At 70.0% G+C, this 25318-nt stretch carries 24 protein-coding genes; 14 read left to right on the top strand and 10 right to left on the bottom strand.

The window, feature by feature from the left end; genetic code table 11:
- Positions 1 to 265 precede the first annotated feature (265 nt).
- Positions 266 to 1651, bottom strand: coding sequence for an MdtA/MuxA family multidrug efflux RND transporter periplasmic adaptor subunit (locus tag MKK75_RS25325; protein ID WP_244045261.1), 1386 nt, complete (start codon positions 1649 to 1651; stop codon positions 266 to 268).
- 285 nt (positions 1652 to 1936) lie between these two features.
- Positions 1937 to 2116: a hypothetical protein gene (locus MKK75_RS25320; protein ID WP_244045260.1), complete on the bottom strand. Its 180-nt coding sequence runs from the start codon at positions 2114 to 2116 to the stop codon at positions 1937 to 1939.
- A 345-nt stretch (positions 2117 to 2461) separates the two neighbouring features.
- On the opposite strand from MKK75_RS25320, the gene MKK75_RS25315 reads away from it, so the two are divergent.
- The 4 genes from MKK75_RS25315 to MKK75_RS25300 all read left to right on the top strand — a co-directional run bounded on the left by MKK75_RS25315 (position 2462) and on the right by MKK75_RS25300 (position 6688).
- Positions 2462 to 3616: an aminotransferase gene (locus MKK75_RS25315; protein ID WP_244045259.1), complete on the top strand. Its 1155-nt coding sequence runs from the start codon at positions 2462 to 2464 to the stop codon at positions 3614 to 3616.
- A gap of 81 nt (positions 3617 to 3697) precedes the next feature.
- Positions 3698 to 4174 carry a DUF4112 domain-containing protein gene (locus MKK75_RS25310; RefSeq protein WP_244045258.1) on the top strand — a complete coding sequence of 159 codons (477 nt, stop codon included), beginning with the start codon at positions 3698 to 3700 and terminating at the stop codon, positions 4172 to 4174.
- Positions 4175 to 4501: 327 nt separating this feature from the next.
- Positions 4502 to 5713, top strand: coding sequence for an ABC transporter permease (locus tag MKK75_RS25305; RefSeq protein WP_244045257.1), 1212 nt, complete (start codon positions 4502 to 4504; stop codon positions 5711 to 5713).
- Between the two features lie 435 nt (positions 5714 to 6148).
- Positions 6149 to 6688, top strand: a complete 540-nt coding sequence (locus MKK75_RS25300) for a MucR family transcriptional regulator (protein WP_244045256.1) — start codon at positions 6149 to 6151, stop codon at positions 6686 to 6688.
- Between the two features lie 396 nt (positions 6689 to 7084).
- Here MKK75_RS25300 and MKK75_RS25295 read toward each other — a convergent pair whose 3' ends face one another.
- Positions 7085 to 8518 carry an FAD-linked oxidase C-terminal domain-containing protein gene (locus tag MKK75_RS25295; protein WP_244045255.1) on the bottom strand — a complete coding sequence of 478 codons (1434 nt, stop codon included), beginning with the start codon at positions 8516 to 8518 and terminating at the stop codon, positions 7085 to 7087.
- A 182-nt stretch (positions 8519 to 8700) separates the two neighbouring features.
- On the opposite strand from MKK75_RS25295, the gene MKK75_RS25290 reads away from it, so the two are divergent.
- Positions 8701 to 9738 (top strand): SIS domain-containing protein, encoded by a 1038-nt coding sequence (locus tag MKK75_RS25290; RefSeq protein WP_244045254.1) that lies wholly within the window; start codon positions 8701 to 8703, stop codon positions 9736 to 9738.
- Between the two features lie 171 nt (positions 9739 to 9909).
- Here the strand turns inward: MKK75_RS25290 and MKK75_RS25285 are convergent, their stop codons facing one another.
- From MKK75_RS25285 to MKK75_RS25265, 5 genes are all read right to left on the bottom strand, one after another.
- Positions 9910 to 10656, bottom strand: a complete 747-nt coding sequence (locus tag MKK75_RS25285; RefSeq protein ID WP_244045253.1) for an SHOCT domain-containing protein — start codon at positions 10654 to 10656, stop codon at positions 9910 to 9912.
- Between the two features lie 156 nt (positions 10657 to 10812).
- Positions 10813 to 11412, bottom strand: coding sequence for a nitroreductase family protein (locus MKK75_RS25280; RefSeq protein ID WP_244045252.1), 600 nt, complete (start codon positions 11410 to 11412; stop codon positions 10813 to 10815).
- Between the two features lie 129 nt (positions 11413 to 11541).
- Entirely contained in the window at positions 11542 to 11844 is a 303-nt protein-coding gene (locus MKK75_RS25275) for a BrnA antitoxin family protein (protein WP_244045251.1), read from the bottom strand.
- On the bottom strand, positions 11825 to 12115 hold the full coding sequence (locus MKK75_RS25270) for a BrnT family toxin (protein WP_244045250.1): 291 nt from the start codon (positions 12113 to 12115) through the stop codon (positions 11825 to 11827). The genes MKK75_RS25275 and MKK75_RS25270 overlap by 20 nt, the downstream gene beginning before the upstream one ends.
- Before the next feature lie 101 nt (positions 12116 to 12216).
- Positions 12217 to 13284 carry a GSCFA domain-containing protein gene (locus MKK75_RS25265; protein ID WP_244045249.1) on the bottom strand — a complete coding sequence of 356 codons (1068 nt, stop codon included), beginning with the start codon at positions 13282 to 13284 and terminating at the stop codon, positions 12217 to 12219.
- 73 nt (positions 13285 to 13357) lie between these two features.
- Between MKK75_RS25265 and MKK75_RS25260 the strand changes: the two genes are divergently transcribed.
- Complete coding sequence (locus MKK75_RS25260) at positions 13358 to 14422, top strand: WcbI family polysaccharide biosynthesis putative acetyltransferase (protein ID WP_244045248.1); 1065 nt, start codon at positions 13358 to 13360, stop codon at positions 14420 to 14422.
- Positions 14423 to 14428: 6 nt separating this feature from the next.
- Here MKK75_RS25260 and MKK75_RS25255 read toward each other — a convergent pair whose 3' ends face one another.
- Positions 14429 to 14833 (bottom strand): response regulator, encoded by a 405-nt coding sequence (locus MKK75_RS25255; protein ID WP_244045247.1) that lies wholly within the window; start codon positions 14831 to 14833, stop codon positions 14429 to 14431.
- Between the two features lie 352 nt (positions 14834 to 15185).
- Between MKK75_RS25255 and pal the strand changes: the two genes are divergently transcribed.
- From pal to glmM, 7 genes are all read left to right on the top strand, one after another.
- Positions 15186 to 15680, top strand: a complete 495-nt coding sequence (gene pal / locus MKK75_RS25250; protein ID WP_244045246.1) for a peptidoglycan-associated lipoprotein Pal — start codon at positions 15186 to 15188, stop codon at positions 15678 to 15680.
- A gap of 120 nt (positions 15681 to 15800) precedes the next feature.
- The gene (gene ybgF / locus MKK75_RS25245; RefSeq protein ID WP_244045245.1) at positions 15801 to 16838 is read left to right on the top strand and encodes a tol-pal system protein YbgF; all 1038 of its coding nucleotides are present in this window, start codon (positions 15801 to 15803) and stop codon (positions 16836 to 16838) included.
- A 145-nt stretch (positions 16839 to 16983) separates the two neighbouring features.
- On the top strand, positions 16984 to 18108 hold the full coding sequence (gene tilS / locus MKK75_RS25240; protein WP_244045244.1) for a tRNA lysidine(34) synthetase TilS: 1125 nt from the start codon (positions 16984 to 16986) through the stop codon (positions 18106 to 18108).
- Between the two features lie 3 nt (positions 18109 to 18111).
- Positions 18112 to 20034 (top strand): ATP-dependent zinc metalloprotease FtsH, encoded by a 1923-nt coding sequence (gene ftsH, locus MKK75_RS25235; protein WP_244045243.1) that lies wholly within the window; start codon positions 18112 to 18114, stop codon positions 20032 to 20034.
- Positions 20035 to 20543: 509 nt separating this feature from the next.
- The gene (locus tag MKK75_RS25230) at positions 20544 to 21074 is read left to right on the top strand and encodes a YagU family protein (protein ID WP_244045242.1); all 531 of its coding nucleotides are present in this window, start codon (positions 20544 to 20546) and stop codon (positions 21072 to 21074) included.
- A 242-nt stretch (positions 21075 to 21316) separates the two neighbouring features.
- Positions 21317 to 22063, top strand: a complete 747-nt coding sequence (locus tag MKK75_RS25225; RefSeq protein WP_244045241.1) for a sulfite exporter TauE/SafE family protein — start codon at positions 21317 to 21319, stop codon at positions 22061 to 22063.
- A 142-nt stretch (positions 22064 to 22205) separates the two neighbouring features.
- On the top strand, positions 22206 to 23546 hold the full coding sequence (glmM, locus tag MKK75_RS25220; RefSeq protein ID WP_244045240.1) for a phosphoglucosamine mutase: 1341 nt from the start codon (positions 22206 to 22208) through the stop codon (positions 23544 to 23546).
- Positions 23547 to 23670: 124 nt separating this feature from the next.
- Here glmM and MKK75_RS25215 read toward each other — a convergent pair whose 3' ends face one another.
- A complete protein-coding gene (locus MKK75_RS25215; RefSeq protein WP_244045239.1) occupies positions 23671 to 24003 on the bottom strand; it encodes an MmcQ/YjbR family DNA-binding protein in 333 nt (110 codons plus the stop codon).
- 289 nt (positions 24004 to 24292) lie between these two features.
- Between MKK75_RS25215 and MKK75_RS25210 the strand changes: the two genes are divergently transcribed.
- A complete protein-coding gene (locus tag MKK75_RS25210) occupies positions 24293 to 25279 on the top strand; it encodes an outer membrane protein (RefSeq protein WP_244045238.1) in 987 nt (328 codons plus the stop codon).
- The last annotated feature ends 39 nt before the right edge of the window (positions 25280 to 25318 follow it).

Below are 25318 nucleotides of genomic sequence, written 5' to 3'. Positions count from 1 at the left end.
CGGAGTGGCGACCGGCCGCATGATGAGGAGGCGGGGTGGGTTCACGACGGGCGTACCGCCTTCCCGCCCACTCTGCGGGGGAGGGTGGCCCGCGCGTCAGCTAGAGTCGGGAGAGGCGGGCGACGGTGCAGAATGAAGCGATGAGCTTCATGAAGGCCACGTCTCGTCCGGAAGCCGGGCGCCCCGCTCCCAACCCCCGTCGGCGGCCACCCTCCCCCGCAGAGGGGGGAGGGGGTGAAGCGGCTAGCGCGCGCCAACCCCGAACTCACTCCGCCTGACGGCGCCGGTGCCGACGACCGCCCTCCGCTGTCCCCTGCGCATCCGCCGCGGCCTCGGCCGGCTTCGCCTCACCCTTGCCATCGGGCTTCGACTCCGCGGCCTTGCCGTCGCCCGCGGCCGCCTGCGTACCCTCGGTGATCCGGACCGGCGCGCCGTCCTTCAGCCGATCGGTGCCGTCGGTGACGACGCGATCCCCCGCCTTCAGCCCCGAGACCACCACGGTGGTGGTCCCGTCGGTCTCGCCGGTCTTGATCGGCCGGACCGTGACCTTGTTGGCCCCGTCCATCAGGTAGACGTAGGTGCCGGGCGTGCCCTGGAGCAGGCCGGCATTCGGCACCAGCGTGGCGTTCCGCACCGTGTCGACGGTGAGCTTCGCGTTGACGAACTGGTTCGGGAACAGCTCCTCGTCGGCGTTGTCGAACAGCGCGCGCAGCTTCACCGTGCCGGTGGTCGTGTCGATCTGGTTGTCGACCGTGTCGAGCCGCCCGGTGGCGATCTCGTGGGCGTCGCCGCGGTCGTAGGCCCGCACGGTGAGCGTGGCGCCCGCCCGCACCTGCCGCATCACCCGCGCGACGTCGTCCTCCGGCAGGGTGAACACCACCGAGATCGGGTGGAGCTGGGTCACCACCACGATCGCCGTCGAGGCCGCCGAGATGTAGTTGCCCTGGTCGACCTGCCGCAGGCCGACCCGGCCGTCCACCGGCGACGTGATGTGGGTGTAGGCGATGTTGAGCTTCTGCTGGTCGACCAGCGCCTGGTCGGCCGCCACCGTGCCCTCGTTCTGCTTCACCAGCGCGGCCTGCGTGTCGACGTTCTGCTTCGAGATCGAATCCTGCCGGTTCAGCGTCTGGTAGCGCTGCAAATCGAGCTTCGAGTTCTGGAGGAGCGCCTGGTCGCGGGCGAGCTGGCCCTGGTACTGGGCGAGCAAGGCCTCGTAGGGTCGCGAGTCGATCCGGGCGAGCTCGTCGCCGGCCTTCACATTCTGACCTTCCCGGAACTGCACCTGCGTGAGGTAGCCGCTGATCTGCGACTTCACCGTCACGGTGGCGAGCGGCGTCACCGTGCCGAGGCCCTGGAGTACGACCGGCATGTCGCCGGTCGTGACGGAGGCGATGCCCACCGCCTGCGGCATGTCGGCTCCGCCGTGCCGGCCGCCGCGTCCGCCGCCCTTGTGGGCCATGGCGGGCTCGGCCCCCTTGTCGGTCCGGGCCTCGTACAGGCGATGGCCGATCGCCCCGGCGCCGGCGAGCAGCACCAGGATCAGGAGCCAGCGGATCGGCCGGAACCGCCGCCGCCGGACATCGCGCACGGGTGCCTCGCCGGGCTGGTAGGCGCGGGCCGTGTCGGTCCGGATCGGTGAACTCTCGTTCATGGCTGACTCATGTCTGACGGGAGCCGAGGCGGTCGCTCCGATGGAAGGCCCCGTTTCCGCGTATCCGAACCCCTGTACCGGCCCCCGCGACGCCGGTCCCGGAGACTGGGTCTGAGACCGTTTCCGTCCCGTATCGCACCGGGGCGGAAACGACCCCCGGCGTGAAGCCTAAGCCCATAACGTTATCTGGGGCCTGTACGGCTCATGACCGCGGCGACATCTTCGCCGCCCGGTCGGCGTGCGATCGGTGCCCGCCCAATGCGCCGTCACTAGGGCGGCGAGGTTTCAGTCGTGTTGCTGACGGTCCCCGGATCCCGGAGGGGCCGCGGATTGCGGGGACGCGTAGGCGCGCAGCACCGCCCGGAACGCGCCGTCCACGGGCGTCACCGGCAGGGCGCCCCGCAAGGCGACGCCGAGACCCGCAATCAGCAGGGCGAGGAGAAGGCAGCGCGAGACCGTCGGCATCGTCGGCTCCGGAACGGCCACGGGCGATCGAGCGGGGGCGGCCCTGCCGGAAGCGTGGCCCCGAAACGTCGAAAGGACCACCGACCCGCAAGTCGATGGTCCTTCACGAGGACCGGAGCGGCATCCTGATGACGGGGCGAGGGGGCGAAGCCCCGTCAGAGGATGTGCCGTTCCGGCCGTGAGGGAAACCTACGATACGAGTGATGAAAGTCAACATTCGTCAGCCATCCGTTTCCGGCGGCACGATGCGTCTGTGCGGCGGCGCACATTCCTCATTCCCGCGCGCCCGTGCTACAGCCCGGCCATGCTGAGCCCGTTCCGGCACGACCGCCCGTTCCGTCCCGCATGAACCCGGCCTTCGCGACGCTGCCCACCACGGTGTTCGAGACGATGTCGCGGCTCGCCCGGGCCCACGGCGCGATCAATCTCGGCCAGGGTTTTCCGGACGATCCCGGACCCGCCGACATCCGCCGGCACGGCGCCCGGGCCCTGGTGGACGGATGGAACCAGTACCCGCCGATGATGGGCGTGCCGGCCCTGCGCGCGGCGGTGGCGGCGCATTACGAACGGCACCAGGGCCTCGCCCTGGATCCCGAGACCGAGGTGATGGTGACCTCCGGCGCCACGGAGGCGCTGGCCGGCGCGCTGCTGGCCCTGATCGAGCCCGGCGACGAGGTCGTGCTGTTCGCACCTCTGTACGACGCCTACCTGCCGCTGGTCCGGCGCGCGGGGGGCGTGCCGCGGGTCGTGACCCTGACGCCGCCGGCCTTCCGCCTCGACGAGGCCGCCCTCGCGGCGGCCTTCGGCGACCGCACCCGGGTGGTTGTGCTGAACAACCCGCTCAACCCCGGCGCCAGCCTGTTCGCGCAGGACGACCTCGCGCTGCTGGCCTGGTACTGCCGTCAGTTCGACGTGACCGCGGTCTGCGACGAGGTCTGGGAGCACGTGGTGTTCGACGGCGCGCGCCACACGCCGCTCATGGCGCTGCCCGGCATGCGCGAGCGGACGGTGAAGATCGGTTCGGCCGGAAAAATCTTCTCGCTCACCGGCTGGAAGGTCGGCTTCGTGATGGCCGAGGCCCGGCTGATGCAGGGGTTGGCCAAGGCGCACCAGTTCCTCACCTTCACCACGCCGCCGAACCTTCAGGAGGCGGTGGCCTACGGCCTCGCCAAGCCGCCGGACTGGTTCGACGCCATGCGGGCGGGCTATGCCCGGTCCCGGAACCGGCTGGCCGGCGGCCTGCGGGCGCTGGGTTTTTCCGTGTTGCCCGCACAGGCCACGTGGTTCCTCAACATCGACATTGCGGGCCTCGGCCCAGAGAATGACGCGGCGTTCTGCGAGGCGCTCGTCACCCGACACGGCGTGGCGGCGATCCCGGTGAGCGCCTTCTACCCCGACGCCTCCGTGCGAACGCTCGTGCGCCTCTGCTTCGCCAAGGACGACGCCACCCTGGACGCCGCCCTCGACCGGATGAGCGGGCTCGCTCCGAGCCGGCCATGAGGGAGGCACGCCTCTTCCTTGCGGGGATCCGACCGGGGGGCCACATCGTTGAACGCGATGGCTTTCCCACGGACCGCAACCATGGATTTCACCCAGGCCCCCCCGACCGGACGCTTCGCCCGGGCCGAGACCTCTTCCGGCGGCCGGCCGCCGTTCCTGTCGGCGGATCTCGGCCGCGAGGCGAGCCTCGCCCGGCTGGAGACGCTGGCCCACCTGATGGACACGGCCTTCGTGATCCCGGGCATCAACCGGCGGGTCGGCTTCGACGCGCTGATCGGCCTCGTGCCGGTGATCGGCGACGTGGCCGGCATGGTGATCTCGTCGTTCATCGTCTACGAGGCCCGGCGCCTCGGGGCGCCGCGCTGGCTGCTGACCCGGATGGGGCTCAACGTCGCCTTCGACGGGCTGATCGGCGCGGTGCCGATCGCGGGCGATCTGTTCGACGCCGCCTTCAAGGCCAACCGCCGCAACGTCCGCCTGCTGCGCCGCTGGATGGAGCGCAGCGGCGGCCTGCGCCCGAGCGAGATCGAGGGCACCGCGACTCGGCTCGACGTCTGAGGGGGATGGCAGCCACCGGCCTCCCGGTATGCGGGGAGGAATCCCCGCGCCCCGCTTGCGGGGAGAGGGCCGCGTCTCCCCCTTGTCGGGGAGCGCGGCGAGGCGGCAGCCGACGGTGAGGGGGCCTGAACGGACCAGTCTCTTCCGGAGCCGCCCCCTCACCGTCGCTCCGGCTTCGCCTGCGCTTCCCGTACGGACGACGAGGTCCGTACGGGCCTCTCCCCGCAAACGGGGCGCGGGGAACCCGCGCTTGAGCTTGAGATGCGCCGAGCGCGCGACCCGCCGCGCGGGCCGGACGCCCCCGCGCCAGCCCGGGAGCCTCCCGCGATGAACGAAGTCGCCCGCCCAGGCGAGAGCACGGCCGTGCCGGCGCCGATGCCCGGTGCCCAGCCGATCCTCCTGCGGCCGGACGAGGGCGCGCCCCCGCCGCTCGCCCCGGCGGGACGGCGCGGCCTGTCACCGCTCAACCGGCGCCGCCTCGACAATTTCCGCCGCAACCGCCTCGGCTATGTGTCGTTCCTGATCTTCACGACCCTGTTCGTCCTCAGCTTGTTCGCCGAGTTCATCGCAAACGACCGGCCGATCCTCCTGTCCTACAAGGGCGAGTGGCTGGTCCCCGTGCTGGTCGACTATCCGGAGGAGAAGTTCGGCGGCTTCCTCGCGCAGACCGATTACCGCTCCTCCGAAATTCGAAACGAAATCGCCGGGAACGGTTGGGCGCTCTGGCCGCCGATCCCGTTCTCCTACGACACGATCAACGAGGATCTACCGACCCCCTCGCCGTCGCCGCCGACCTGGATGCTGACCGACGCGCAGTGCAAGCCGGTGGCGGAGAAGCTCGGCGGCGCGACCTGCGCCGACATCCCCTGGCACTGGCTCGGCACCGACAACACCACCCGGGACGTGCTGGCGCGGGTGATCTATGGCTTCCGGATCTCGGTGCTGTTCGGCCTGATCCTGGCGGCGGTCTCCTCGGCGATCGGCGTGGTGGCGGGCGCCGTGCAGGGCTATTTCGGCGGCTGGGTCGATCTCGCCTTCCAGCGCTTCATCGAGGTCTGGGGCGGGATCCCGACCCTCTATCTCATCATCATCATCTCGGCCTTCATCGCCCCGGGCTTCTTCGTGCTGCTTGGGATCATGCTGCTGTTCTCCTGGGTGGCGCTGGTGAGCGTCGTGCGCGCGGAGTTTTTGCGCGCCCGGAACTTCGAATACGTCCGCGCCGCCCGGGCGCTGGGCCTGTCGAATCTTCGCATCATGACCGTGCACCTGTTGCCGAACGCCATGGTGGCGACGCTGACCTTCCTGCCGTTCATCCTGAACGGATCGATCACGACGCTGACCTCCCTGGACTTCCTCGGCTTCGGCCTGCCGCCGGGCTCGCCCTCGCTCGGGGAACTCTTGGCGCAGGGCAAGGACAACCTCACGGCCCCCTGGCTCGGCCTCACGGGCTTCTTGGTGATCGCCGTGATGCTGAGCCTGCTGGTCTTTGCAGGCGAGGCGGTGCGCGACGCGTTCGATCCACGCAAGACCTTCGCGTGAACCCCCGCGATGGGATGACCTGAGGTTGGTGGCGCGCGAATCAATCGATCGCGTGATGGCACCGAATGTCGCAGCCACGCAGATTTTTCACGAAATCTTGCGCGCGGGCTGCAGTTCTTGCCGACAGATCGATAAACCCGGTCGCAGGACCGCCCGAGACTAGGGCGGCCCTTGGGGGTAAAGGTCTCTCCCATCAACGAAAACTTGCTTTCCGGATCCGCGCAGCATTCGGCCGACGGACCGCGATAAAGCGGCCGGGAAGTGCGGTCCAAATGTCGCCAATGCAACCGCACCCTGTATGTATGGACGGTGGATGCATACTTAGACTTTTGTTTAGGCACGGAGCGATATCAGGATGACCTTGCTTTTTCCGGTCGGTGTCTTAACTCGCGAAAAGAGGGGACCCAACCAGGTTTTAAGGCAAGGAAAGAGAGAATGTCCGACGCTGCGCCGACATCCCAACTGGATTTTATCGAACGGACCGTGGACGTCGTCGCGGCCTACGTCTCCAACAACTCGCTGCCCTCGGCCGAATTGCCTGCCCTGATCACGAGCATCCACAGCGCATTGAATTCGATCGGATCCGGTCCGGCCGCTCCGGCCGCCGACACTGTCGAGCGGCCGACACCCGCCCAGATCCGCAAATCGATCCGGCCCGACGGGCTGGTCAGCTTCATCGACGGCAAGTCGTACAAGACGCTGAAGCGTCACCTCACCAAGCACGGCCTGGACCCGCAGAGCTACCGCGACCGGTTCGGACTGCCGGCCGATTACCCGACCACGTCGGCAAATTACTCGGCGCAGCGCTCGGCGCTGGCCAAGAGCCTCGGCCTCGGTCAGCCCGGCCGCGGCCAGCAGGCCGATCAGGACAACGAGCCCGCGGACGACGCCGCCACCTCCGGCGCCCCGCAGGGCCGGCGTCGAAATGCGGCCGCCGGGGGCCGCGGGCGCAGCCGCAAGGTCGAGGCCGCCTGACGCGGCCCCGCGGAGCCTGTTTGGCGGGATCACGAGAAGGCCCGCGCCGCGCGGGCCGCTCACCTCGTGGTTTCGAAAGGCCGAGACCCAGCCCTTTCAAGCTGTTTGGCCGGGCGCGCGGCACAGGATCGGGGTCCCCGGGCTGATGGTGCGCGCCCTATCCCGGATAGGTGAAGCGACGCGGAACCTGATCCGGGATCCGGCGCACAGGGCGCCGCGCCCGCGGCACAGGGTGATCCCGGTATACCCTTCGGCGGCGTCGTGGGCTGGGTCCCGGGGCGCATTCCGCGGGCGCTCCATGCGCCCGGGAAGGGGTCGGTGCGAACCTGCCCGACGCCATGGTGTCGGATCGCTCAACACCCTGAAGGGCGGGGCTGAGCCCTTTGGAAACCCAGCTCAGGCCGCGAGCCGGCCCTCCAGCGGGAAGACCTTGGCGGGGTTCAGCATCCAGTCCGGATCGAACACCGCCTTGACCCGCATCTGCTGCTCGAGATCGACCTGATCGTACTGGAAGCGCATCAGCTCGCGCTTCTCGATGCCGACGCCGTGCTCACCCGTGAGGCAGCCGCCGACCTCGACGCAGAGCTTCAGGATCTCGTCGCCCGCCTCCTCGGCCTTCTGCAACTCGCCGGGCCTGTTGATGTCGAACAGGATCAGCGGGTGCAGGTTGCCGTCGCCGGCGTGGAACACGTTGGCGACGCGCAGGCCCTTCCCGGCGCAGATCGCGCCGATCCGCTCCAGCACCGGCCCGAGCTGGCCGGTGGGGATCGTCCCGTCCATGCAGATGTAGTCGGAGATCCGGCCGGTGGCGCCGAAGGCCGACTTGCGGCCCTTCCAGATCGCGGCGGATTCCGCCTCCGAGCGCGAGACCCGGATGCTCGTCGGGCGGAAGCCTTGCGCGATCCGCTCGATCCGCGCCAGCATGGCGTCGCACTCGGCATCCGAGCCCTCGACCTCGATGATCAGCATCGCCTCGGCGTCGCGCGGGTAGCCGGCTTTCGCGAAATCCTCGGTGATCAGGATCGCCTCGCGGTCCATGTACTCGATCGCCACCGGGATGATGCCGGCCGCGATGATCGCGGCGACGCAATCGCCCGCATCCTCGACCTTCGAGAAGCCGACCAGCACCGGCCGCGCGCCCTCGGCGGCCCGCAGGATCCGCACGGTCGCCTCGGTGACGATGCCGAGCTGCCCCTCCGAGCCGCAGACCAGGCCGAGCAGGTCGTAGCCGCCGCTGTCGAGGTGCTGGCCGCCGAGCTCGACCACGGTGCCGTCGTTGAGCACCAGGGTGACGCCGAGCAGGTTGTTGGTGGTCACCCCGTATTTGAGGCAGTGGGCGCCGCCGGAATTCATCGCGATGTTGCCCGCGATCGTGCAGGCGAGCTGGCTCGACGGGTCGGGGGCGTAGAAGAAGCCCTCGTGGGCAACCGCCCCGGAGATGGCGAGGTTGGTGATGCCGCTCTGCACCCGGGCGGTGCGGTTGGCGAAGTCCATGTCGAGGACCTTGGTCATCTTGCCGACGCCGAGGATGATCGCGTCCGCCTGCGCGATGGCGCCGCCCGCGAGGGATGTGCCCGCGCCCCGGGGCACCACCCGCACGCCCTCGGCGTGGCAGTAGGCCATCACGGCCGCCACCTCCGCGGTGGTGGAGGGCAGCACCACGGCGAGCGGCATCTGCCGGTAGGCGGTGAGCCCGTCGGTCTCGAAGGCCCGGCGCTCGTCCTCGCTCACCACCAGCGCCTCCGGCGCCACCAGGGGCGCGAGGCCGGCCAGGATCGCCTCGCGCCGGGCGAGGATGGCGGGATCGGGTTCGGGGAAGCGGATCGACATGGGGCGCGTGCCCTCGTGGCTGGTGTGGCGTGCCGCCAGCATGGACCCGGGCGGGCGCGGCTTCAACCGGGTTGCGGACAACCGACGTGCGGCCCTGCGTCGTCCCGGCGTCACATTTCAACCACGACGGCTGCCTAGCGTCGGTCCTCACGCTTCGCATTGCCGGGTTCAGAACGGAACCGATGAACGCTCCCGCTTCCAGCGCCCTGCGCGACGATCGTCACGACGACCGCTACGACGCGCCGTCGCCGCATCTGGCCACCACCCGGGACCTTGGGATCCGCAGCCTGCAGCTCGGCATCGCGGCCCTGCAGGAGGCGAGCGCGGCGTTCCAGGGGCGCCTCGGCGTGGCCTTCGAGGAGGCGGTGCAGACGATCCTGCAGAGCAAGGGCCGGGTGATCGTCAGCGGCATCGGCAAGAGCGGGCATGTCGGGCGCAAGATCGCCGCGACGCTGGCCTCCACCGGCACCCATGCGTTCTTCGTCCACCCCACGGAGGCGAGCCACGGGGACCTCGGGATGATCGCCCGGGACGACGTGATCATCGCCCTGTCGTGGTCCGGCGAGACCGCGGAACTGTCCGACCTCGTGGGCTTCAGCCGGCGCTTCTCGATTCCCCTGGTCGCCATCACCCGCAACGGCGAGAGCACGCTGGCCAAGGCCGCCGACGTGCTGCTGGAACTGCCGCGCGTGCGCGAATCCTGCCCGCACGACCTCGCGCCGACCTCCTCCAGCCTGATCCAGCTGGCGCTCGGCGACGCGCTGGCGGTGGCGCTGCTGGAGCGGCGCGGCTTCACCTCGGCGCGCTTCCACACGCTGCATCCCGGCGGGACGCTCGCCGCCCGCCTCAAGACCGTGCAGCAGGTGATGCACGGGCCGCAGGACATGCCGCTGGTCCACGAGACCGCGCTGATGTCCGAGGTGCTGATCGAGATCGCGGCCCGGCGCTACGGCTGCGTCGGCGTCACGGATGGGGCCGGGCGCCTCGTCGGCATCGTCACGGACGGCGACCTGCGCCGCCACATGGGTCCGGCGCTGCTCGACACGCCGGTCTCGACGGTCATGACCCGCGATCCGATCACCGTGGAGCCGCACAAGCTCGCCCAGGCCGCCCTGGAGCTGATGAACCGCAGGCTCATCACGGCGGTCTTCGCGGTGACGGACGGGCGGCCGGTCGGGATCGTGCACGTCCACGACCTGCTCCGCGCCGGCATCGCCTGAGCCCGGCCTCGCAAAGCGTCGGAAAGTCCGGGTTTCAAGAAGGGCGAGCCCTTGTGCGGGTGCAGGGCGGAGCCCTGCTGTGTCGGGCCGCGCCCGATCGGCCAGGGCTTCACCCTGGCGACCCACCGAAGGGCCGAAGCCCTTTGGAATCTCCGGTGCGGCGATCGATCCCTAAAGCCGCGCCAGCAGTTCCGCCTTCTTGTCGGAAAATTCCCGGTCGGTGAGCACACCCCGGGCGTGCAGCGCGGCGAGCCGCTCGATGGTGGCCAGCACGTCGCCGGGCGGCGCGGGATCCGCCACGGGTGCCTGCGCGGGATCGGCCTGCCGCGGGGCGGCCGCCTCCGCCTCGATGCGGCGCAGCCGGGCGACGTCGACGGATCCCGCCGGCCCGGTGAAGCCGAGGCTGCCGTTCGCTTGCGAGACCCCCGTGATGGGATGCTCGCCCGTGTCGTAGACTGCCACGCCCGAACCCGACTCGACGGCAAGCCGCCGGGCCTGCGGAAAATAGGCGTAGCGCATCCCGTTCTGCGAGCCGGTGCTCGCCGGGGCGCCGAGATCCGCCGGCCACCACTCGCCGCCGCCGTGCCCTGCCGCGGGCGACGCCACCGAGAAGCCGCCCGCCGGCAACGCGGCGGCCAGCTCCGTGCAGAGGGCGTCGACCCGCGTCTTCAGCGCGTCGTCGAACATCCGGCCGACCATCACCATGCCGCCGGAGAACCACTGGCCCATCCCGCCGAGATCGGGATGGTCGAACTGTGCCATGGTGCCGTGGCCGCGCTCCAGCGCCTGCACGAGATGGCGCACGGCGTCGAGGCCGACCCCGTGGCGGTCGGCGATACTCTGCAGCCCCGAGGCATGGTCGAACCGCCCGTCGTCGAGGAATTCGGCGGCCGTGGCGCCCCTGTCGGAAGAACCCATGAGCCAGCTCCCGAATCGTCGCAGGGCGGACCGGATAGGTCCGGGACCGGCAATTCGCCCACCCGGAACCCGGTTCGGAGGCGGCGAGCGCCGGAGCTGTGACGGCTTTGCGATGCGGACACAATCCCCGGTCGAAGCCGCTGGTTCCGACGCGCCTCAGTCCGCGGCGGCCGGGAACGGCCCCGCGATGGTGAAGTCCGTGATCGGCCGGCGGCCGTTCGGGGTCTCGCGCGGTCGCTGCTCCTCGGTGAGGTCGGCCTCCGGGGTCTTGCGGCCGACCGCGAAGGCGGCCTCGATCCGGTGGTTCTCGGGCAGGCGCAGCACCTCCGGGGCGCGGACATGGTCGAAGCCGACCATGCCGTGGGCGTGCCAGCCCTGGTGGATCGCCTGGAGCTGGAACGCCAGGGAGGCGGTGCCGGCATCGAAGGAATGGCTGTAGGAGGGCTTCAACTCGTCCCCGACCTTCATGAGGCCGTTCGAGACCAGGAACAGGATGGCGCCGGTACCCGAGACCCATTTCTGATTGGCGGGCACCAGCAGGCCGAGGAAGGTGTCCCAGTGGGCGTCGCCCCGGAGCGCGTAGAGGAAGCGCCAGGGCTGCGAGTTATAGGCCGAGGGCGACCAGCGCGCCGCCTCGATCATCCGCATCAGCTCGGATTCCGGTACGGCCTCGCCCGTGAAGGCGCGGGGCGAGTGCCGCGCGACGAAGACCGGATCGATGGCGTGGTCGGCGCGGCGGGGCGGGGGCAGGCTCACGGGATTCGTCTCCGGCAGGGCGCGGGCGCCCGGGCGGCCGAGCTTGCCCGAAAGGGCGGGCCGGAGGCAAACCCGGGATCGGCGCTTACGCCTAAGGCTGCGGAAGACCCGAGCCTATTGTCCGTCGGCTTATCGGTCGGCCTTCTTGACCTGCTGGGCTTCCATATAGCGGCGCAGCACGGCGTTCATGCGGGTCTGATAGCCCCTGCCACCCTGCTTGAAGAACGCCACCACATCCCGGTCGAACGTCGCATGGATCGCGGTCTTGCCCGTGGGGACGTAGACGGTCGCGTGCGCCCATGCGTCGTCACTGACGGTGGCCGGGTTGTCCGCGTCCTCGACGGCCATCCGCTCGATCTCGTCCTCGGACATGGCGCGGAGGGCCACCCAATCGGTCTGGCCTTGTGCGGGCTTAGCGACTTTGCCCGGCATGGTAGATCCTCCTTTCCTTCCGATTGGCGAGACGGGCGGACACGATCCGCTGCTTGCCGCCGCGCGGGGTGAAGGTGATGTTGAAGATGATCCCGTGCAATTCGACGATCATATTGAAGCGCCGTTCGCCGTAATCCTGCCGCTGATCCTCGTTGACCAGGGCAAACCGCCCGTCGAAGGCTGCCTCCAGATCGGCGAAGTCGATCTTACGCCGCGAGATGTTCGAGGCATTCTTCTCGTCATCCCACGCGGTCAGTTCGTTCTCACCCACGGCGCAATGTACATCAGTATGGACATCGTTGCACAGGCGATGACGGCGGGGGCGCCGTCAACGGATCTTGGCCGGAGCGGAGCTCGGGGGCTCGCCCCGCCTCACGCCACGCTGCGCTCGATCTCCTCCTCGTCGCAGATCACGCCGGCATTGCCCTCGAACTCCGCCGCGAGGTCCACCGGGGCGTGAGTCGGCGCCGGGGAGACCCGGTCGCGCGCAAAGGTCGCCAGGAACAGGCGCATCACGTGGCGCACGCCCGCGTCGTTGATGGTGCGCTGGTCCTCGTTGTAGTAGCGCCCGGCATTCACGTTGCTCGTGACGATGTCGTAGGCGGGGAAATACACCGCCCGCGGATCGCCCCGGCCGACCACCTCGCCGGCCGCCACCCGCAGCACCGACTTGGAGTAGCTGTTCGACTCCATCACGTGCCGGTCCATGTAGGTGGCGATCATCGGCACCGGCGAGACCGTGAAGATCACCCGCGCCTTCGGGTTCACGCTCCACAGCCGGTCGAGGAAGCCGTTGAGGTCGCCCAGCACCTCGCCGGCGCCGGCATTCACGCATTCGTAGAGCGCGGGGTCGAAGGTGCCGCCCGCAACCCCGGGGGCGAGCGGCAGGGCCGCGCCGTCGGCCCGCCAGCGCCAGCCCTCGGTCAGGCCGAGCGTCAGCACGAACACGTCGAGCGTCTCGAACAGGCGGCGCACCTCGGCGAGATGCGCGTCGCGCGCCGCGATCACCTCGGCCTCGCTGGCGAAGCCCGCCGGCTCGACGGTCGGGCGGAACGGGTCGACGTAGCGGCCGTCGTCGCGCAGCCACGCCTTCAGCTCCGGCTCGAACCGGCCATAGGCCCGGTCGAACAGCTGCACGAACTGGCGCGTGTAGTAGAGGTTGCCGTAGCGCGCCGAGAACGTGCCGAACTGCCGGGCATTGGCCTCCTCGGGGCTCATGCCGGGGAGCGGCGGCTCGGTCAGGTAGTAGTTAAACCCGGCGCCGCGCACCGCCTCGGCCACCCGCTGCGCGAAGCAGGAGCCGCCGGTGGCGACCTTGTCGGTCGGCGCGATCACGAACGTGTCCTTCGGGTGCGGATTGACCGCGAAGGGCGGCACGTTGGTCACGACCTTGCGCCAGAATCGCTCGGCCGGTAGACCCGTATACGGATTCAACGCCATCTTCGAACCCTCTTCCTCACGACGGCGACGGCCCTCGGGACCGCCGAACCGTCCGCTGATACCGGCACGCGACGTGGCCCTGAACGACCTGCCCCGGCGCGCCCGCAGCGCGTTCACCCTCTCGGTGCCCAGTTGGGCCCCCGTCAGTTGGGCCCCCACCTGGGCGACACCATGGCGGAACCGCGCCCGCGCCGCCACCGGCCGCGACGGGCCGAGCATCGCGGTGCTGGGCAATTGCCAGGCCCGCGGCGTCGCCCGGGCGATGCGCCTGCTCGCGCCGAGGAGCCCCGTGCGCTACCTGCCCATGGGCTCTCTGAAGCGCGACCACGGCCATATCGACGGCCTGGTCCGGACCCTGCTGGCCCACGACCACGTCTTCGCGCAGACGTTTCCGGCCGGGCTGATCCCGGGGGGCGACGCCGCCACGCTGCGCGCCGCCGATCCGCGGCTCAGGCTGTTCCCGTCGATCGTGTTCTCGGCCTTCCACCCCGATATGGTGTATGCCGGGCAGGCCTCGGACCTCGCCGCGCTGAAGCTCGCGCCCTCGCCGATGGGGCAGTACCATTCGGCGATCGTGCTGACCGCCCACCGGCTCGGGCTCGCGCCCCGGCACACCGCCGGCCTGTTTCGCGAGGACGTGTTCCGGCGCCTCGGCTATCTCGACCATTGGGATCCGGCGGTGCGCGAGCTCGTCGGCGCGGCCGAGGCCCTGGGCTTCGGCCTGGAGCGCGAGCTGACGCGCTGGGCGCGGCGCGGCGCCTTCATGCACCTGATGAACCACCCGAAGGCGCACGTCATCGGCGACATCGCCCGGCGGCTGCTCGCGGAGAGCGGGATCGCCCCGGAGCCGGTGGAGATCGAGGATTACCTCGGCGACGAGCTGACCCAGGACGTGATCTGGCCGATCTATCCGCCCGTGGCCGAGCTTTTCGGGGTGACCGGATCGTACCTGTTCAAGGCCAAGGCGTTGAAGTCCAAGGTGTCCGGCGACGAGTTCCCGGTGCTCTACGATCTGCCGGGTTTCATCGCGGCGAGTTTTTCCGTCTACGAAACTCTGCCGGTCGGCGACCTCACCTGTCCGCGGGTGGAGTCCTGGCTCGCCGCACCGGAGATCGTGGCGCTGTTCCGGGTTGGCTGAGCCTGCTCAACCCGCTGTGCAGAGCGGCGCGCCGAGATGCGCCTCACCCAGTCCCTCGACCATCATCCGCACCAGCCGGTTGACCTCCCGCACCTGGAACGGCTTGCGCAGGAAGAGGCTGCCGGGCACGCCGTTGCGGCCCGTCGCGTCGGTCGAGGTGTAGACCACCGGCCGGTCGGGATGGATCGCCCGGAAGGCGTGGGCCACCGTCCAGCCGTCGATCAGCCCGGGCAGGTGGATGTCGGTGAACAGCCAGTCGATCGCCGCGCCCCGCGCACGCAGGAGCGTCAGGGCCGCCTCGCCGGTGGAAGCCTCGACCACCCGGATGCCGTGCGTCTCGCAGAGGCTCGCGATGATCTCAAGGAGCAGGTAGCTGTCCTCGACGATGAGGACGCTCTGGGCGGGGCGCATGGCGGGATATCCGGAGTTCGGCCCGCCGATTTAGGGATCGATAGGGTTGATGATCTCTTAATCGGCGCCCGGGGTCCGTTACCGGACGGTGCGAAATCCGGATGATCCTGTTGCAGCGCCGCAACCGACCCGCGTGAAATCGCCGGTCCGGCTCCTCCGCCCCGCGACCGCCGCATTCCGGGCGTGTCCCGGGTGTGTCAGCGCACGCCGCCGAGACGACGCGAGCCCCATCAGCCGCCCGGCGGAACCGTCGCTTAACCATCCGCGCCTACAGACGGCGCTCAAGGACTACGCGGACCCGCCTCGAAGACCCGCAGCCGGCCTTCGGCCCCGCGCGAGGAGCTTTTTGATCATGACGCAGCGTTTCCGTGCCGCCGCCCTCGGCCTCGCCCTCGTCGCCGGCCTCGGCCTCGGCGCCTGCAGCAACGACAAGGACCTCGCCGACGCCTCCGCGTTCGGCGCCGGCGCCGCGACCCCGGGCAGCGCTCAGGACTTCGTGGTCAATATCGGCGACCGGGTCTTCTTCGAGTCCGATTCCACCGACCTGACGCCCACCGCCACCGCGACGCTGGACAAGCAGGCCGCGTGGCTGCAGCGCTACCCGCGCTACACCTTCATCATCGAGGGCCATGCCGACGAGCGCGGCACCCGCGAGTACAACTTCTCCCTCGGCGCCCGCCGGGCCCAGGCGGTGAACGACTACCTCGCCACCCGCGGCATCGGGGCGAGCCGGATGCGGACCGTGTCGTACGGCAAGGAGCGGCCGGTGGCGGTGTGCAACGACATCTCCTGCTGGTCGCAGAACCGCCGGGCCGTGATCGTGCTGGACCGCGGCGCCGGGGCGTGACATCCGAACGGCCGCGCCGGAGGGCGGGAACACGCCTCGCCCTCCAGTCCCGCCCCAGTTTTGCCGCGGACCGGCGCATCTGTTAGGGCCACGCGCCGCCATCGGACCGTAACCTGATCCATGCCCGTCCGCCTTCGCACCCGTCTCACCCTCGCCACCGCCCTCGGTGCCGCGCTCCTCGGCCACCCGGCCGCCGCGCAGGACGCCTCCGAGCTGGTCGTGCGCCTCGGGCGCATCGAGAACCAGTCCCGCGTGATGGCGGGGCAGATCGAGACCCTTCAATACGAGAACCGCCAGCTCAAGGAGCAGCTGCGCAAGTTCCAGGAGGATGTCGAGTTCCGCCTGAACGAGGGCAAGGGGAGCGAGGGCAAGGGGAGCGGCAGGCCCGCCCCCACGGCCGCGCCGTCCTCAGGCCCGGCCGGCACCGTCAACGGCGTCAATCCGGGTTCCGGGCGGCCGGGCAAGCGCGGCGACGCGTTCGACCCGGCGCAGGCCCCCGGGGCGCCGGGCGCGCCGATGCAGCTCGGCAGCACCCAGCCCTCCGCCCCGCTGCCGCCCCGCGAGGCCGTCGAGGCAACAGAAGCGGCCGAGGCCGCGCCGCGGCCCCAGCGCCTGCCCCAAGGCGCCCTGGAGGGGGCCATGGAGAGCGAGGACGAGGAGGCCGGGGCCCCCGGCTACGACCAGCCGGTGGACCTGCGCCCGCCGGCCCGGACCGGGGCGATCCCGGCTCGCCCCTCCGAGAGCGAGAGCGTCGCCGCCACGCGGACGGGCGATCCGGCCGCGGACTACGAGGCCGCGGTCGAGCTGTACCGCTCGAAGCAGTACGAGCAGGCCGAGATGGGCCTGCGCCAGTTCATCCAGTCGCATCCCCGCGACAACCGCGTCGCAGGCGCCACCTACTGGCTCGGCGAGAGCTACCTCGCCCGCGGCCGCAACCGCGAGGCGGCCGAGCAGTTCCTGAAGGTCTCCACCGACTACGCCCGCTCCACGCAGGCGCCCGACGCCATGCTGAAGCTCGGCGTCACGCTGGCCGCCCTCGGCGCCCGCGAGCAGGCCTGCGCGACTCTGGCCGAGCTGGACCGGAAGTTCCCGAATGCCGGTTCGGGGGTCCGCCAGGGCGTCGCGCGCGAGCAGAAGCGCGCCCGCTGCGGCGCCTGACCTTTCCGGGTTCCCGAAGGGAGAGCCCTTCGGCGGGGTGTCGGGGGGGAGCCCCGATATCGGGTGACGACCGACAACCGGGCTTCGCCCGGACCCATCAGGGCTCCGCCCTGGACCCGCAAAAGGTCACGGACCTTTTGAATCCATGACGGACGCTTCCGACGATCCCGTTCTGCAGGCCCTTGGACCCTGGCTCGGTCGGGGCGTCCTGCTCGCCGTCTCGGGCGGGCCCGATTCGCGCGCGCTGATGCACGCCGCCGCGGCCCTGGGCGCGCGCGTGCAGGTCGCCACCGTCGATCACGGCCTGCGCCCGGAATCCCGCGCGGAGGCCGAAGGCGTCGGCGCCGCCGCCCGGGCGCTCGGCCTGCCGCACGCGATCCTGGCCTGGGCGGGGCCGAAGCCGCGGACCGGCCTGCAGGATGCGGCCCGCGCCGCCCGCTACGATCTGCTCGCCGCCGAGGCCCGGCGGGTCGGCGCCGACCGCGTGCTGACCGGCCATACCCGCGACGATCAGGCCGAAACCGTGCTGATGCGGCTCGCCGCCGGCAGCGGCCCGGCGGGGCTCGCCGGCATGCCCGCCGAGCGGGTGCTGGTGCCCGGGATCACCCTGGGGCGGCCGTTCCTCGTCCTGCCCAAGGCCGCTTTGGTCGCGTGGTGCGAGGCCCGCGGCATCCCCTACCTGCGCGACCCCGGCAATGCCGACCCGCGCTTCGCCCGCGGCCGCCTGCGCGAGGCCTGGCCGATCCTGGAGCGCGAGGGCCTGACCCCCGCCCGCCTCGCCCGCCTCGCCGAGCGCGCGGCCCGCGACGCGGCGGCCCTGCGAATCGCCGCCGCGCAGGCTTTTGAGACCGCGCGGATCCCGGCGGCGGACGGCACCCTGCGCCTCGACGGAGCCGTGCTCGCGGCCCTGCCGGAGGCGGTCGCCCTGCGCTGCCTCGACCAGGCCCTGACTTGGGCCGGGGCGGCACCCCGCCGGCTCGAACGCCTCGAAGCCCTGGTCCTCGAATCGCTGCTGCCGGCCCTGCGGCGTCGGGCGGCGATCCGGCGCAGCCTCGCGGGCTTCATGATCGCCGTCGACGCCGCCGGCACGGTGAGCCTCGTCCCCGCGCCGCCGCGCCGGCAGAGGGCGGCGGATGCTGCCCTCGCCGCAGGGGCGTCGCGATTACTTGGCAAGGGAGAGCCCCCCGCTTACATTGGCGCTGTGTGCACGGATGGACCGGCCGAGCCGCGCGACGCGTCCGTCCCGGGGGTCGCACACGCCAAGGATTGATCGATGAACCCGAATTTTCGCAACTTTGCCTTGTGGGTCGTCATCTTCCTGCTTGTGCTGGCCCTCGTCACCCTGTTCCAGAACCCGGGGCACCGGGGCGGCGGCAGCGAGATCGCCTACAGCCAGCTCCTGAACGACGCCGATGCCGGCAAGATCCAGTCGGTGGTGATCTCGGGGCAGGACGTGTCCGGCACCTATGTCGGCGGCGGCAATTTCTCGTCCTATGCGCCGAACGATCCGGGGCTGGTCTCCAAGCTCCAGGGCAAGGGCGTGCAGATCACCGCCCGTCCCCCGTCCGACAACACCCCCTGGTTCATCCAGCTCCTCGTGAGCTGGCTGCCGATCCTGGTCTTCATCGGCGCCTGGATCTTCCTGTCGCGCCAGATGCAATCCGGCGCCGGCCGCGCCATGGGTTTTGGCAAGTCGAAGGCCAAGCTCCTGAACGAGGCCCACGGGCGCGTCAGCTTCGACGACGTCGCGGGCGTGGAGGAGGCCAAGGAGGATCTGCAGGAGATCGTGGAATTCCTGCGCGACCCGCAAAAGTTCCAGCGGCTCGGCGGACGGATCCCGCGCGGCGTGCTGCTCGTCGGCCCGCCCGGCACCGGTAAGACCCTGATCGCCCGGGCGGTCGCGGGCGAGGCCAACGTGCCGTTCTTCACCATCTCGGGCTCCGACTTCGTGGAGATGTTCGTGGGCGTCGGCGCCAGCCGCGTGCGCGACATGTTCGAGCAGGCCAAGAAGAACGCGCCCTGCATCATCTTCATCGACGAGATCGACGCCGTTGGCCGCCACCGCGGCGCCGGCCTCGGCGGCGGCAACGACGAGCGCGAGCAGACCCTGAACCAGCTCCTCGTGGAGATGGACGGGTTCGAGGCCAACGAGGGCGTGATCATCATCGCGGCGACCAACCGCCCCGACGTGCTCGACCCGGCCCTGCTGCGGCCCGGCCGGTTCGACCGCCAGATCATGGTGCCGAACCCGGACGTCACCGGCCGCGAGCGCATCCTGCGCGTCCACGTCCGCAAGGTTCCGCTGGCCCCCGACGTCGACCTGAAGACCATCGCGCGCGGCACCCCGGGCTTCTCGGGCGCCGACCTGATGAACCTCGTGAACGAATCCGCGCTGCTGGCCGCCCGTCGCGGCAAGCGGATCGTGACGATGCACGAGTTCGAGGACGCCAAGGACAAGGTCATGATGGGCGCCGAGCGGCGCACCCTCGTGATGACCGAGGACGAGAAGCGGCTCACCGCCTATCACGAGGGCGGCCACGCCATCGTGGCGCTGAACGTCCCGGCCACCGACCCGGTGCACAAGGCGACCATCATCCCCCGCGGCCGGGCCCTCGGCATGGTCATGCAGCTGCCCGAGCGCGACAAGCTCTCCATGAGCTTCGAGCAGATGACCTCGCGGCTCGCCATCATGATGGGCGGCCGCATCGCCGAGGAGATGATCTTCGGCCAGGACAAGGTGACCTCGGGCGCGCAGTCGGACATCGAGCAGGCGACGCGGCTTGCCAAGATGATGGTGACCCGCTGGGGCTTCTCGCCCGAGCTCGGCACCGTCGCGTATGGCGACAACAACGACGAGGTCTTCCTCGGCATGTCGATGGGCCGGCAGCAATCGGTCTCGGAATCGACCGCCCAGAAGATCGATGCCGAGGTGCGCCGTCTGGTCGAGACCGGCCTGGAGGAGGCACGTCGCATCCTGGCCGACCGCAAGGACGACCTGGAGGCCCTGGCGCAGGGGCTCCTCGAGTACGAGACCCTCTCGGGCGAGGAGATCCGCAACCTGATCAAGGGCCAGCCCCCGATCCGCGACGGCGGCGACGTGCCGCCGACCCCGGCCCGGGGCTCCTCGGTCCCCTCGGCGGGCCGCGGCCGGCCGAAGGAGAGCGACGGCGGCCTGGAGCCGCAGCCGCAGGCGTGAGCCTGGCCGGATGAGCGAAAGGGGCGCCGCGAGGCGCCCTTTTTTTGTGCCGGCTACCGCGGGACCTCGCCGTCGACCGCAATCGCCCGCTGGGCTTTCGCGACGATGCTCCCGGAATGGGGCAGGCGGTCGTCCCGTGGAGCCGCGTCGGAACCGAAGCCTGCCGCAACGCGGGCCCGTGCGGTCGCAGCCGCATGAGCCACCCTCGACCCTGGGCGCCGTCGCGTCCGGCCCCGCTCGCGGGACATGCACGTCAAAGTCCTGGGGAAGATCGACGTTGCCGCAGCGTCCGCGTGCACCGGCCGATCCGTGACAAGAGTGATGGTCATTCAGTCATGTTGTTTGTTGCAACGCATAAATCAGATCTCACAGTTTGAAGTTAAAACGATCATTGTCGCGCATAGGATACCGGCGCATTGCGATACCACTTCGAGTGGACGCCGTTTCAGACTTCAAGAATGCTCCAAGCTATGTTTCTGTGCGAATCGCGCAGTCCGTGATTCACGCACATGCATTTCAGCGGAGATCTCATGCTTATAAAATTCCGTCATTTCGAAAAAGAAAACTACATTGCAGCGATATGGGCCGGTGTTATCGGAGGAAATCTATCCAGTTTCGTCAAATGGGGATCGGAAATACCGTTCCCGCCCCGCGAAGCCGGACGCATCTCACCGCCTTTCGCCATCCTCAAGGCCCTGGGGCTCAACGCCGAGGCCATGACCTACCTGTTCACGGGCCACGTCATCAATTACGGCGTCGCCCTCATGCATCAGGCCTTCTCGATCGTTTTCGGCGTGCTCTATTGCGCGCTCGCCGTGGCGGTCCCGATCACGACCCTCGGGCAGGGCCTGGCCTTCGGGTTGGCCGTCACGATCCTGTTCCACGCCGTCCTGCTGCCCTTCGGCGGCTGGGCTCCGCAGGTGTGGGAGATTTCCGCGCAGGAGACCTTCTCCGAAGTCCTCGGCCACCTGCTCTGGGCCTGGACGATCGAGATCGTCCGACGCGTCGCGATGGACGTGTCGCCGAGCCGCACCGCCTGAAACGGAGGCCGATCGCGGCCGCCGGCGCACCGCGTGGTCTGTGCCCCGGCAGCGGGAAAGGCGTTGATGGATCGTCCCGGCCTCCGACGACCGGGGCGAGAGGCGGCCGGCGCGGCCGTTCTCGCGTGACAGCTTGGGCCGCTCGGTTATGAGTCGGCCCGGTCGGCGTGATCGCGCGCTCCGCGCCTCAGGATCGGAAATGCGGCACCGACGGGCTTTCCACGTGCCGCAAAGGCTTTCACATGCCGGTCTCGACCTATCTCGTCGTCGCCCTGGGCGCGGTCGTCGCCGGCTTCGTCCAGGGGCTCTCGGGCTTCGCCTTCGGGCTCGTCTCCCTGTCGTTCTGGGCCTGGGTGCTCGACCCGAAGCTCGCCGCCTTCCTCGCCGTCTCCGGCGCCTTCACCGGGCAGGTCGTCGCCGCCCTCTCGGTCCGGCGCGGCTTCGATCTCAAGCGCCTCGCGCCCTTCGTGCTCGGCGGCCTCGCGGGCGTCCCCCTCGGCATCCTCCTGCTGCCGCGCCTCGACGCCGACTGGTTCAAGGTGATCCTAGGCCTGCTGCTGCTCGTCTGGTGCCCGACCATGCTGTTCGCCCAGAACCTCCCCCGCATCACCGTGGGCGGCCGGTTCGCCGACGCCCTGGTCGGCCTCGGCGGCGGCTTGATGGGCGGCCTCGGCGGCTTCACGGGCGTGCTGCCCACCCTCTGGTGCACCCTGCGCCGCTACGAGCGCGACGTGCAGCGCGCCGTGATCCAGAACTTCAACCTCGCCATGCTCACCGTCACGGCCGGCACCTACGTCGCGTCCGGGCTCGTCACGCGGGCCATGCTGCCGATGCTGGCCGTGGTGCTGCCGGCCATGCTGATCCCGACGTTCCTCGGTGCGCGGATCTATCTGGGCATCAGCGAGGCGTCGTTCCGCACCCTGGTGCTGAGCCTCCTGACCCTCTCGGGCCTCGCCCTGGTGGGCGCGTCGCTGCCGCGGATCCTGTAGCGCCCGTCAGGGGCGTGGCCCCATTTCGACCGCCTTTGTCGGGGAGCACCCGATTGCCTCCGCCGGCGGCTCGGCATCCGGCGTAAACGATTGTCTGCTAAGATCTGTCCGGCCGGTGAGACCGGCCCCCGGAGACGACCTCGTGCGCAAGTATTTCGGAACCGACGGTATCCGCGGCCGGGCCAACGGCGTGATCACCCCCGAACTCGCCCTCAAGGTGGGCCAAGCGGCGGGCCTCGTGTTCCAGCGCGGCGACCACCGCCACCGGGTGGTGATCGGCAAGGATACCCGCCTGTCCGGCTACATGATCGAGACCGCCCTGATCTCGGGCTTCACCTCGGTGGGCATGGACGTGCTGCAGCTCGGCCCCGTGCCGACGCCGGCCGTCGCCATGCTGACCCGCTCCATGCGGGCCGATCTCGGCGTGATGATCTCGGCCTCGCACAACCCGTTCGAGGATAACGGCATCAAGCTGTTCGGGCCCGACGGGTTCAAGCTCAACGACGCGATCGAGCACGAGATCGAGGGGCTGATCGACGCCGACATGCACAAGCGCCTGTCCGCCTCGCACGACCTCGGCCGGGCCAAGCGGATCGAGAGCGTGCATGCCCGCTACATCGAGTTCGCCAAGCGCACCCTGCCGCGGCACGTGACCCTGGAGGGCCTGCGCGTCGTGGTCGACTGCGCCAACGGCGCCGCCTACCGGGTCGCCCCCGAGACGCTGTGGGAGCTCGGCGCCGAGGTCATCGCCATCGGCACCGAGCCGGACGGATTCAACATCAACCGCGACGTCGGCTCCACCGCGCCGGCGGCGCTCGTCGCCAAGGTGCGCGAGCGCCGGGCCGATATCGGCATCGCGCTGGACGGCGACGCCGACCGGGTGCTGATCGTCGACGAGAAGGGCCACGTGGTCGACGGCGACCAGCTCATGGGGGTGGTCGCCCGCTCGTGGAAGGAGGACGAGCGCCTCACCCAGCCGGGGCTGGTCGCCACGATCATGTCGAATCTCGGCCTGGAGCGCTATCTCGGCGGCCTCGGGCTGACGCTCGCCCGCACCGCGGTGGGCGACCGCTACGTCCTGGAGCATATGCGCGAGCACGGCTACAACCTCGGCGGCGAGCAATCCGGCCACATCATCATGTCGGACTACACCACCACGGGCGACGGCCTCGTGGCGGCTTTGCAGCTCCTGAGCGTGGTCCAGCGCCAGAACCGGCCGGTGAGCGAGGTCTGCCACTGCTTCGAGCCGCTGCCGCAGATCCTCAAGAACGTGCGCTACAAGGCCGGCGAGCCGCTGCGCCAGGACAGCGTGGTGAGCGCGATCGAGCACGCCCGCGAGCGGCTGGGCAATGCCGGCCGCCTCGTGATCCGCCCCTCCGGCACCGAGCCGGTGATCCGCGTGATGGCCGAGGGCGACGACCGCGGCCTCGTCAGCGCGGTGGTGGACGAGGTGGTCGACGCGGTGACCCGCGCCGCGGCCTGACGTTCGGGATTCCAAAGGGCTCAGCCCTTTGGTGGGGTTCGGGGGCGGAGCCCTGATATCTCCACCAGGGCTCCGCCCCGGACCCGCGAAAGGTCTCCACCTTTCGAAACCAGGACCTGGGCGCTCAGTCGTAGGCGGCGCTTAAGTCCGGCGGCGCCGTCATGCGCCATGCCGCCAGGAGGGCCGTGCGGAGCGTCTCCTCCTCGCAGAGGTCGAGATCGAGGTTGGTCCAGCCGCGGCGGCCCCAGGCCCCGTCGAGCGGCGTGAACAGGTCCGGCTCGGCCGCGCACAGGGCGGCCTGATCGGCGGGCGCGAGCCGCAGCACCACCCGCGTCTCCTCGACCCACAGGGTCGCGAACACCCGGCCGCCGACGCGGAAATCCGGGTTGCCGCTATGGGCGCCCGCCACCGTCTCCGGCAGCATCAGCGCCAGGATGCGCACGTCCTCGGGGAGCACGGGCGCCTCAGCCGGCCTCGCTCCGCCGGAGCCTGATCCGCGAGGCCGGGCGGTGCAGGTTGTTCATGCCGATGTCCTCATGGGTGTGCCGATACTGAACACGTGACGGCACATAGCCGCGGGACAAACCAATATTGGTCCAGCAACGGTTTGCCCCGGTGGATCGAAAACCCGCAAGCCTAAGACTTAACGTTAAGCTGGATTTAAGACGTTGCGCGCATTCTTCACAGGGTAACCACAGAGCACGCACGCCGAGCGTCGGGCTCACGAATCCAGTAAAGGAATTCTTATGGCCCGCTCCAAGCTCAACGCTTTGGTGCGTAGCCTGACGCTCGCGGCGAGCGTCGGCGCGCCCTGCCTCGCCGCTGCGGCGGACCTGCTGCCCCCACCTCCGCCTCCGCCGCCCGTTCCGATCGAGGTCGGTGGCGGCTGGTACCTGCGCGGCGACGTGGGCGCTAGCGTCTACAACCGCCCGAAATACAGCGAGGCCTACGACTATACCGGCTATCCGGACGCCAACCGCTCCTTCGGCAACGAGATCGGCGGCGGTGGTTTCGCGGGCGTCGGCGTCGGCTACCAGTTCACCCCGTTCTTCCGTGGTGACATCACCGGTGAATACCGCTACGCTACCGGCCTGCGCGGCAGTGAATACTACCGTGGCCCGGATTACGATGATGGCCTCGGCTCATACGGGGTCAACAAGTCGAGCGGCAATTTCGACTCCGCGGTGGTGATGGCCAACGCCTATTTCGACCTCGGCACGTGGTACGGCATCACGCCGTTCATCGGCGGCGGCGTCGGCTACGCCTTCAACCACATCTCGTCCTACTCGACCAACCAGCAGTTCACCAGCCCGACCTACGGCTACGATTACGCCAACCCGGTCTATGGCTGCAGCTGCGGCGCGCCGTCCTACAACTACAAGCCGGTCTACGACTCGAACGGCAACCCGGTCTACAACACCAACAGCGGCAGCAAGTTCTACAAGGACAAGTCGTACGGCAGCTTCGCCTGGGCGCTCCACGCCGGTCTCGCCTACAATGTGACCGACGCGCTGAAGATCGAACTGGCCTACCGCTACCTGAACCTCGGCAAGGCCGAGACCGGCGCCGGCTACGTGCCGTGCTGCACCGGCAGCCTGCAGGCGATCAAGGTGAAGGACATCGAGGCGCACGACGTGAAGATCGGCCTGCGCTACTACCTCGGCGGCGTCGTGGCGGCCCCGCTGCCCCCGCTGATGCCGGAGCCGGTCGGCCCGCTGGTGCGCAAGTACTGATCGCAGCCAGAGCGCCCTCCGCCGGAGCCGACATCGGTT

Source organism: Methylobacterium sp. J-030 (genome assembly GCF_022829545.1).
Taxonomy (GTDB): domain Bacteria; phylum Pseudomonadota; class Alphaproteobacteria; order Rhizobiales; family Beijerinckiaceae; genus Methylobacterium.
The sequence above is the reverse complement of the archived record's forward strand: the minus strand, read 5'-3'. Positions and strand labels throughout refer to the sequence as shown.

Excerpts from the sequence above, each read along its gene's own strand:
- MKK75_RS25325 (WP_244045261.1), bottom strand. The coding sequence starts at position 1,651 with ATGAACGAGAGTTCACCGATCCGGACCGACACGGCCCGCGCCTACCAG.
- tilS (WP_244045244.1), top strand. The coding sequence starts at position 16,984 with ATGACGGACGCTTCCGACGATCCCGTTCTGCAGGCCCTTGGACCCTGG.
- MKK75_RS25300 (WP_244045256.1), top strand. The coding sequence starts at position 6,149 with ATGTCCGACGCTGCGCCGACATCCCAACTGGATTTTATCGAACGGACC.
- MKK75_RS25225 (WP_244045241.1), top strand. The coding sequence starts at position 21,317 with ATGCCGGTCTCGACCTATCTCGTCGTCGCCCTGGGCGCGGTCGTCGCC.
- pal (WP_244045246.1), top strand. The coding sequence starts at position 15,186 with ATGACGCAGCGTTTCCGTGCCGCCGCCCTCGGCCTCGCCCTCGTCGCC.
- ybgF (WP_244045245.1), top strand. The coding sequence starts at position 15,801 with ATGCCCGTCCGCCTTCGCACCCGTCTCACCCTCGCCACCGCCCTCGGT.
- MKK75_RS25305 (WP_244045257.1), top strand. The coding sequence starts at position 4,502 with ATGAACGAAGTCGCCCGCCCAGGCGAGAGCACGGCCGTGCCGGCGCCG.
- MKK75_RS25310 (WP_244045258.1), top strand. The coding sequence starts at position 3,698 with ATGGATTTCACCCAGGCCCCCCCGACCGGACGCTTCGCCCGGGCCGAG.
- MKK75_RS25285 (WP_244045253.1), bottom strand. The coding sequence starts at position 10,656 with ATGGGTTCTTCCGACAGGGGCGCCACGGCCGCCGAATTCCTCGACGAC.
- MKK75_RS25320 (WP_244045260.1), bottom strand. The coding sequence starts at position 2,116 with ATGCCGACGGTCTCGCGCTGCCTTCTCCTCGCCCTGCTGATTGCGGGT.
- MKK75_RS25230 (WP_244045242.1), top strand. The coding sequence starts at position 20,544 with ATGCATTTCAGCGGAGATCTCATGCTTATAAAATTCCGTCATTTCGAA.
- MKK75_RS25275 (WP_244045251.1), bottom strand. The coding sequence starts at position 11,844 with ATGCCGGGCAAAGTCGCTAAGCCCGCACAAGGCCAGACCGATTGGGTG.
- MKK75_RS25265 (WP_244045249.1), bottom strand. The coding sequence starts at position 13,284 with ATGGCGTTGAATCCGTATACGGGTCTACCGGCCGAGCGATTCTGGCGC.
- MKK75_RS25315 (WP_244045259.1), top strand. The coding sequence starts at position 2,462 with ATGAACCCGGCCTTCGCGACGCTGCCCACCACGGTGTTCGAGACGATG.
- MKK75_RS25295 (WP_244045255.1), bottom strand. The coding sequence starts at position 8,518 with ATGTCGATCCGCTTCCCCGAACCCGATCCCGCCATCCTCGCCCGGCGC.
- MKK75_RS25290 (WP_244045254.1), top strand. The coding sequence starts at position 8,701 with ATGAACGCTCCCGCTTCCAGCGCCCTGCGCGACGATCGTCACGACGAC.
- MKK75_RS25255 (WP_244045247.1), bottom strand. The coding sequence starts at position 14,833 with ATGCGCCCCGCCCAGAGCGTCCTCATCGTCGAGGACAGCTACCTGCTC.
- MKK75_RS25210 (WP_244045238.1), top strand. The coding sequence starts at position 24,293 with ATGGCCCGCTCCAAGCTCAACGCTTTGGTGCGTAGCCTGACGCTCGCG.
- ftsH (WP_244045243.1), top strand. The coding sequence starts at position 18,112 with ATGAACCCGAATTTTCGCAACTTTGCCTTGTGGGTCGTCATCTTCCTG.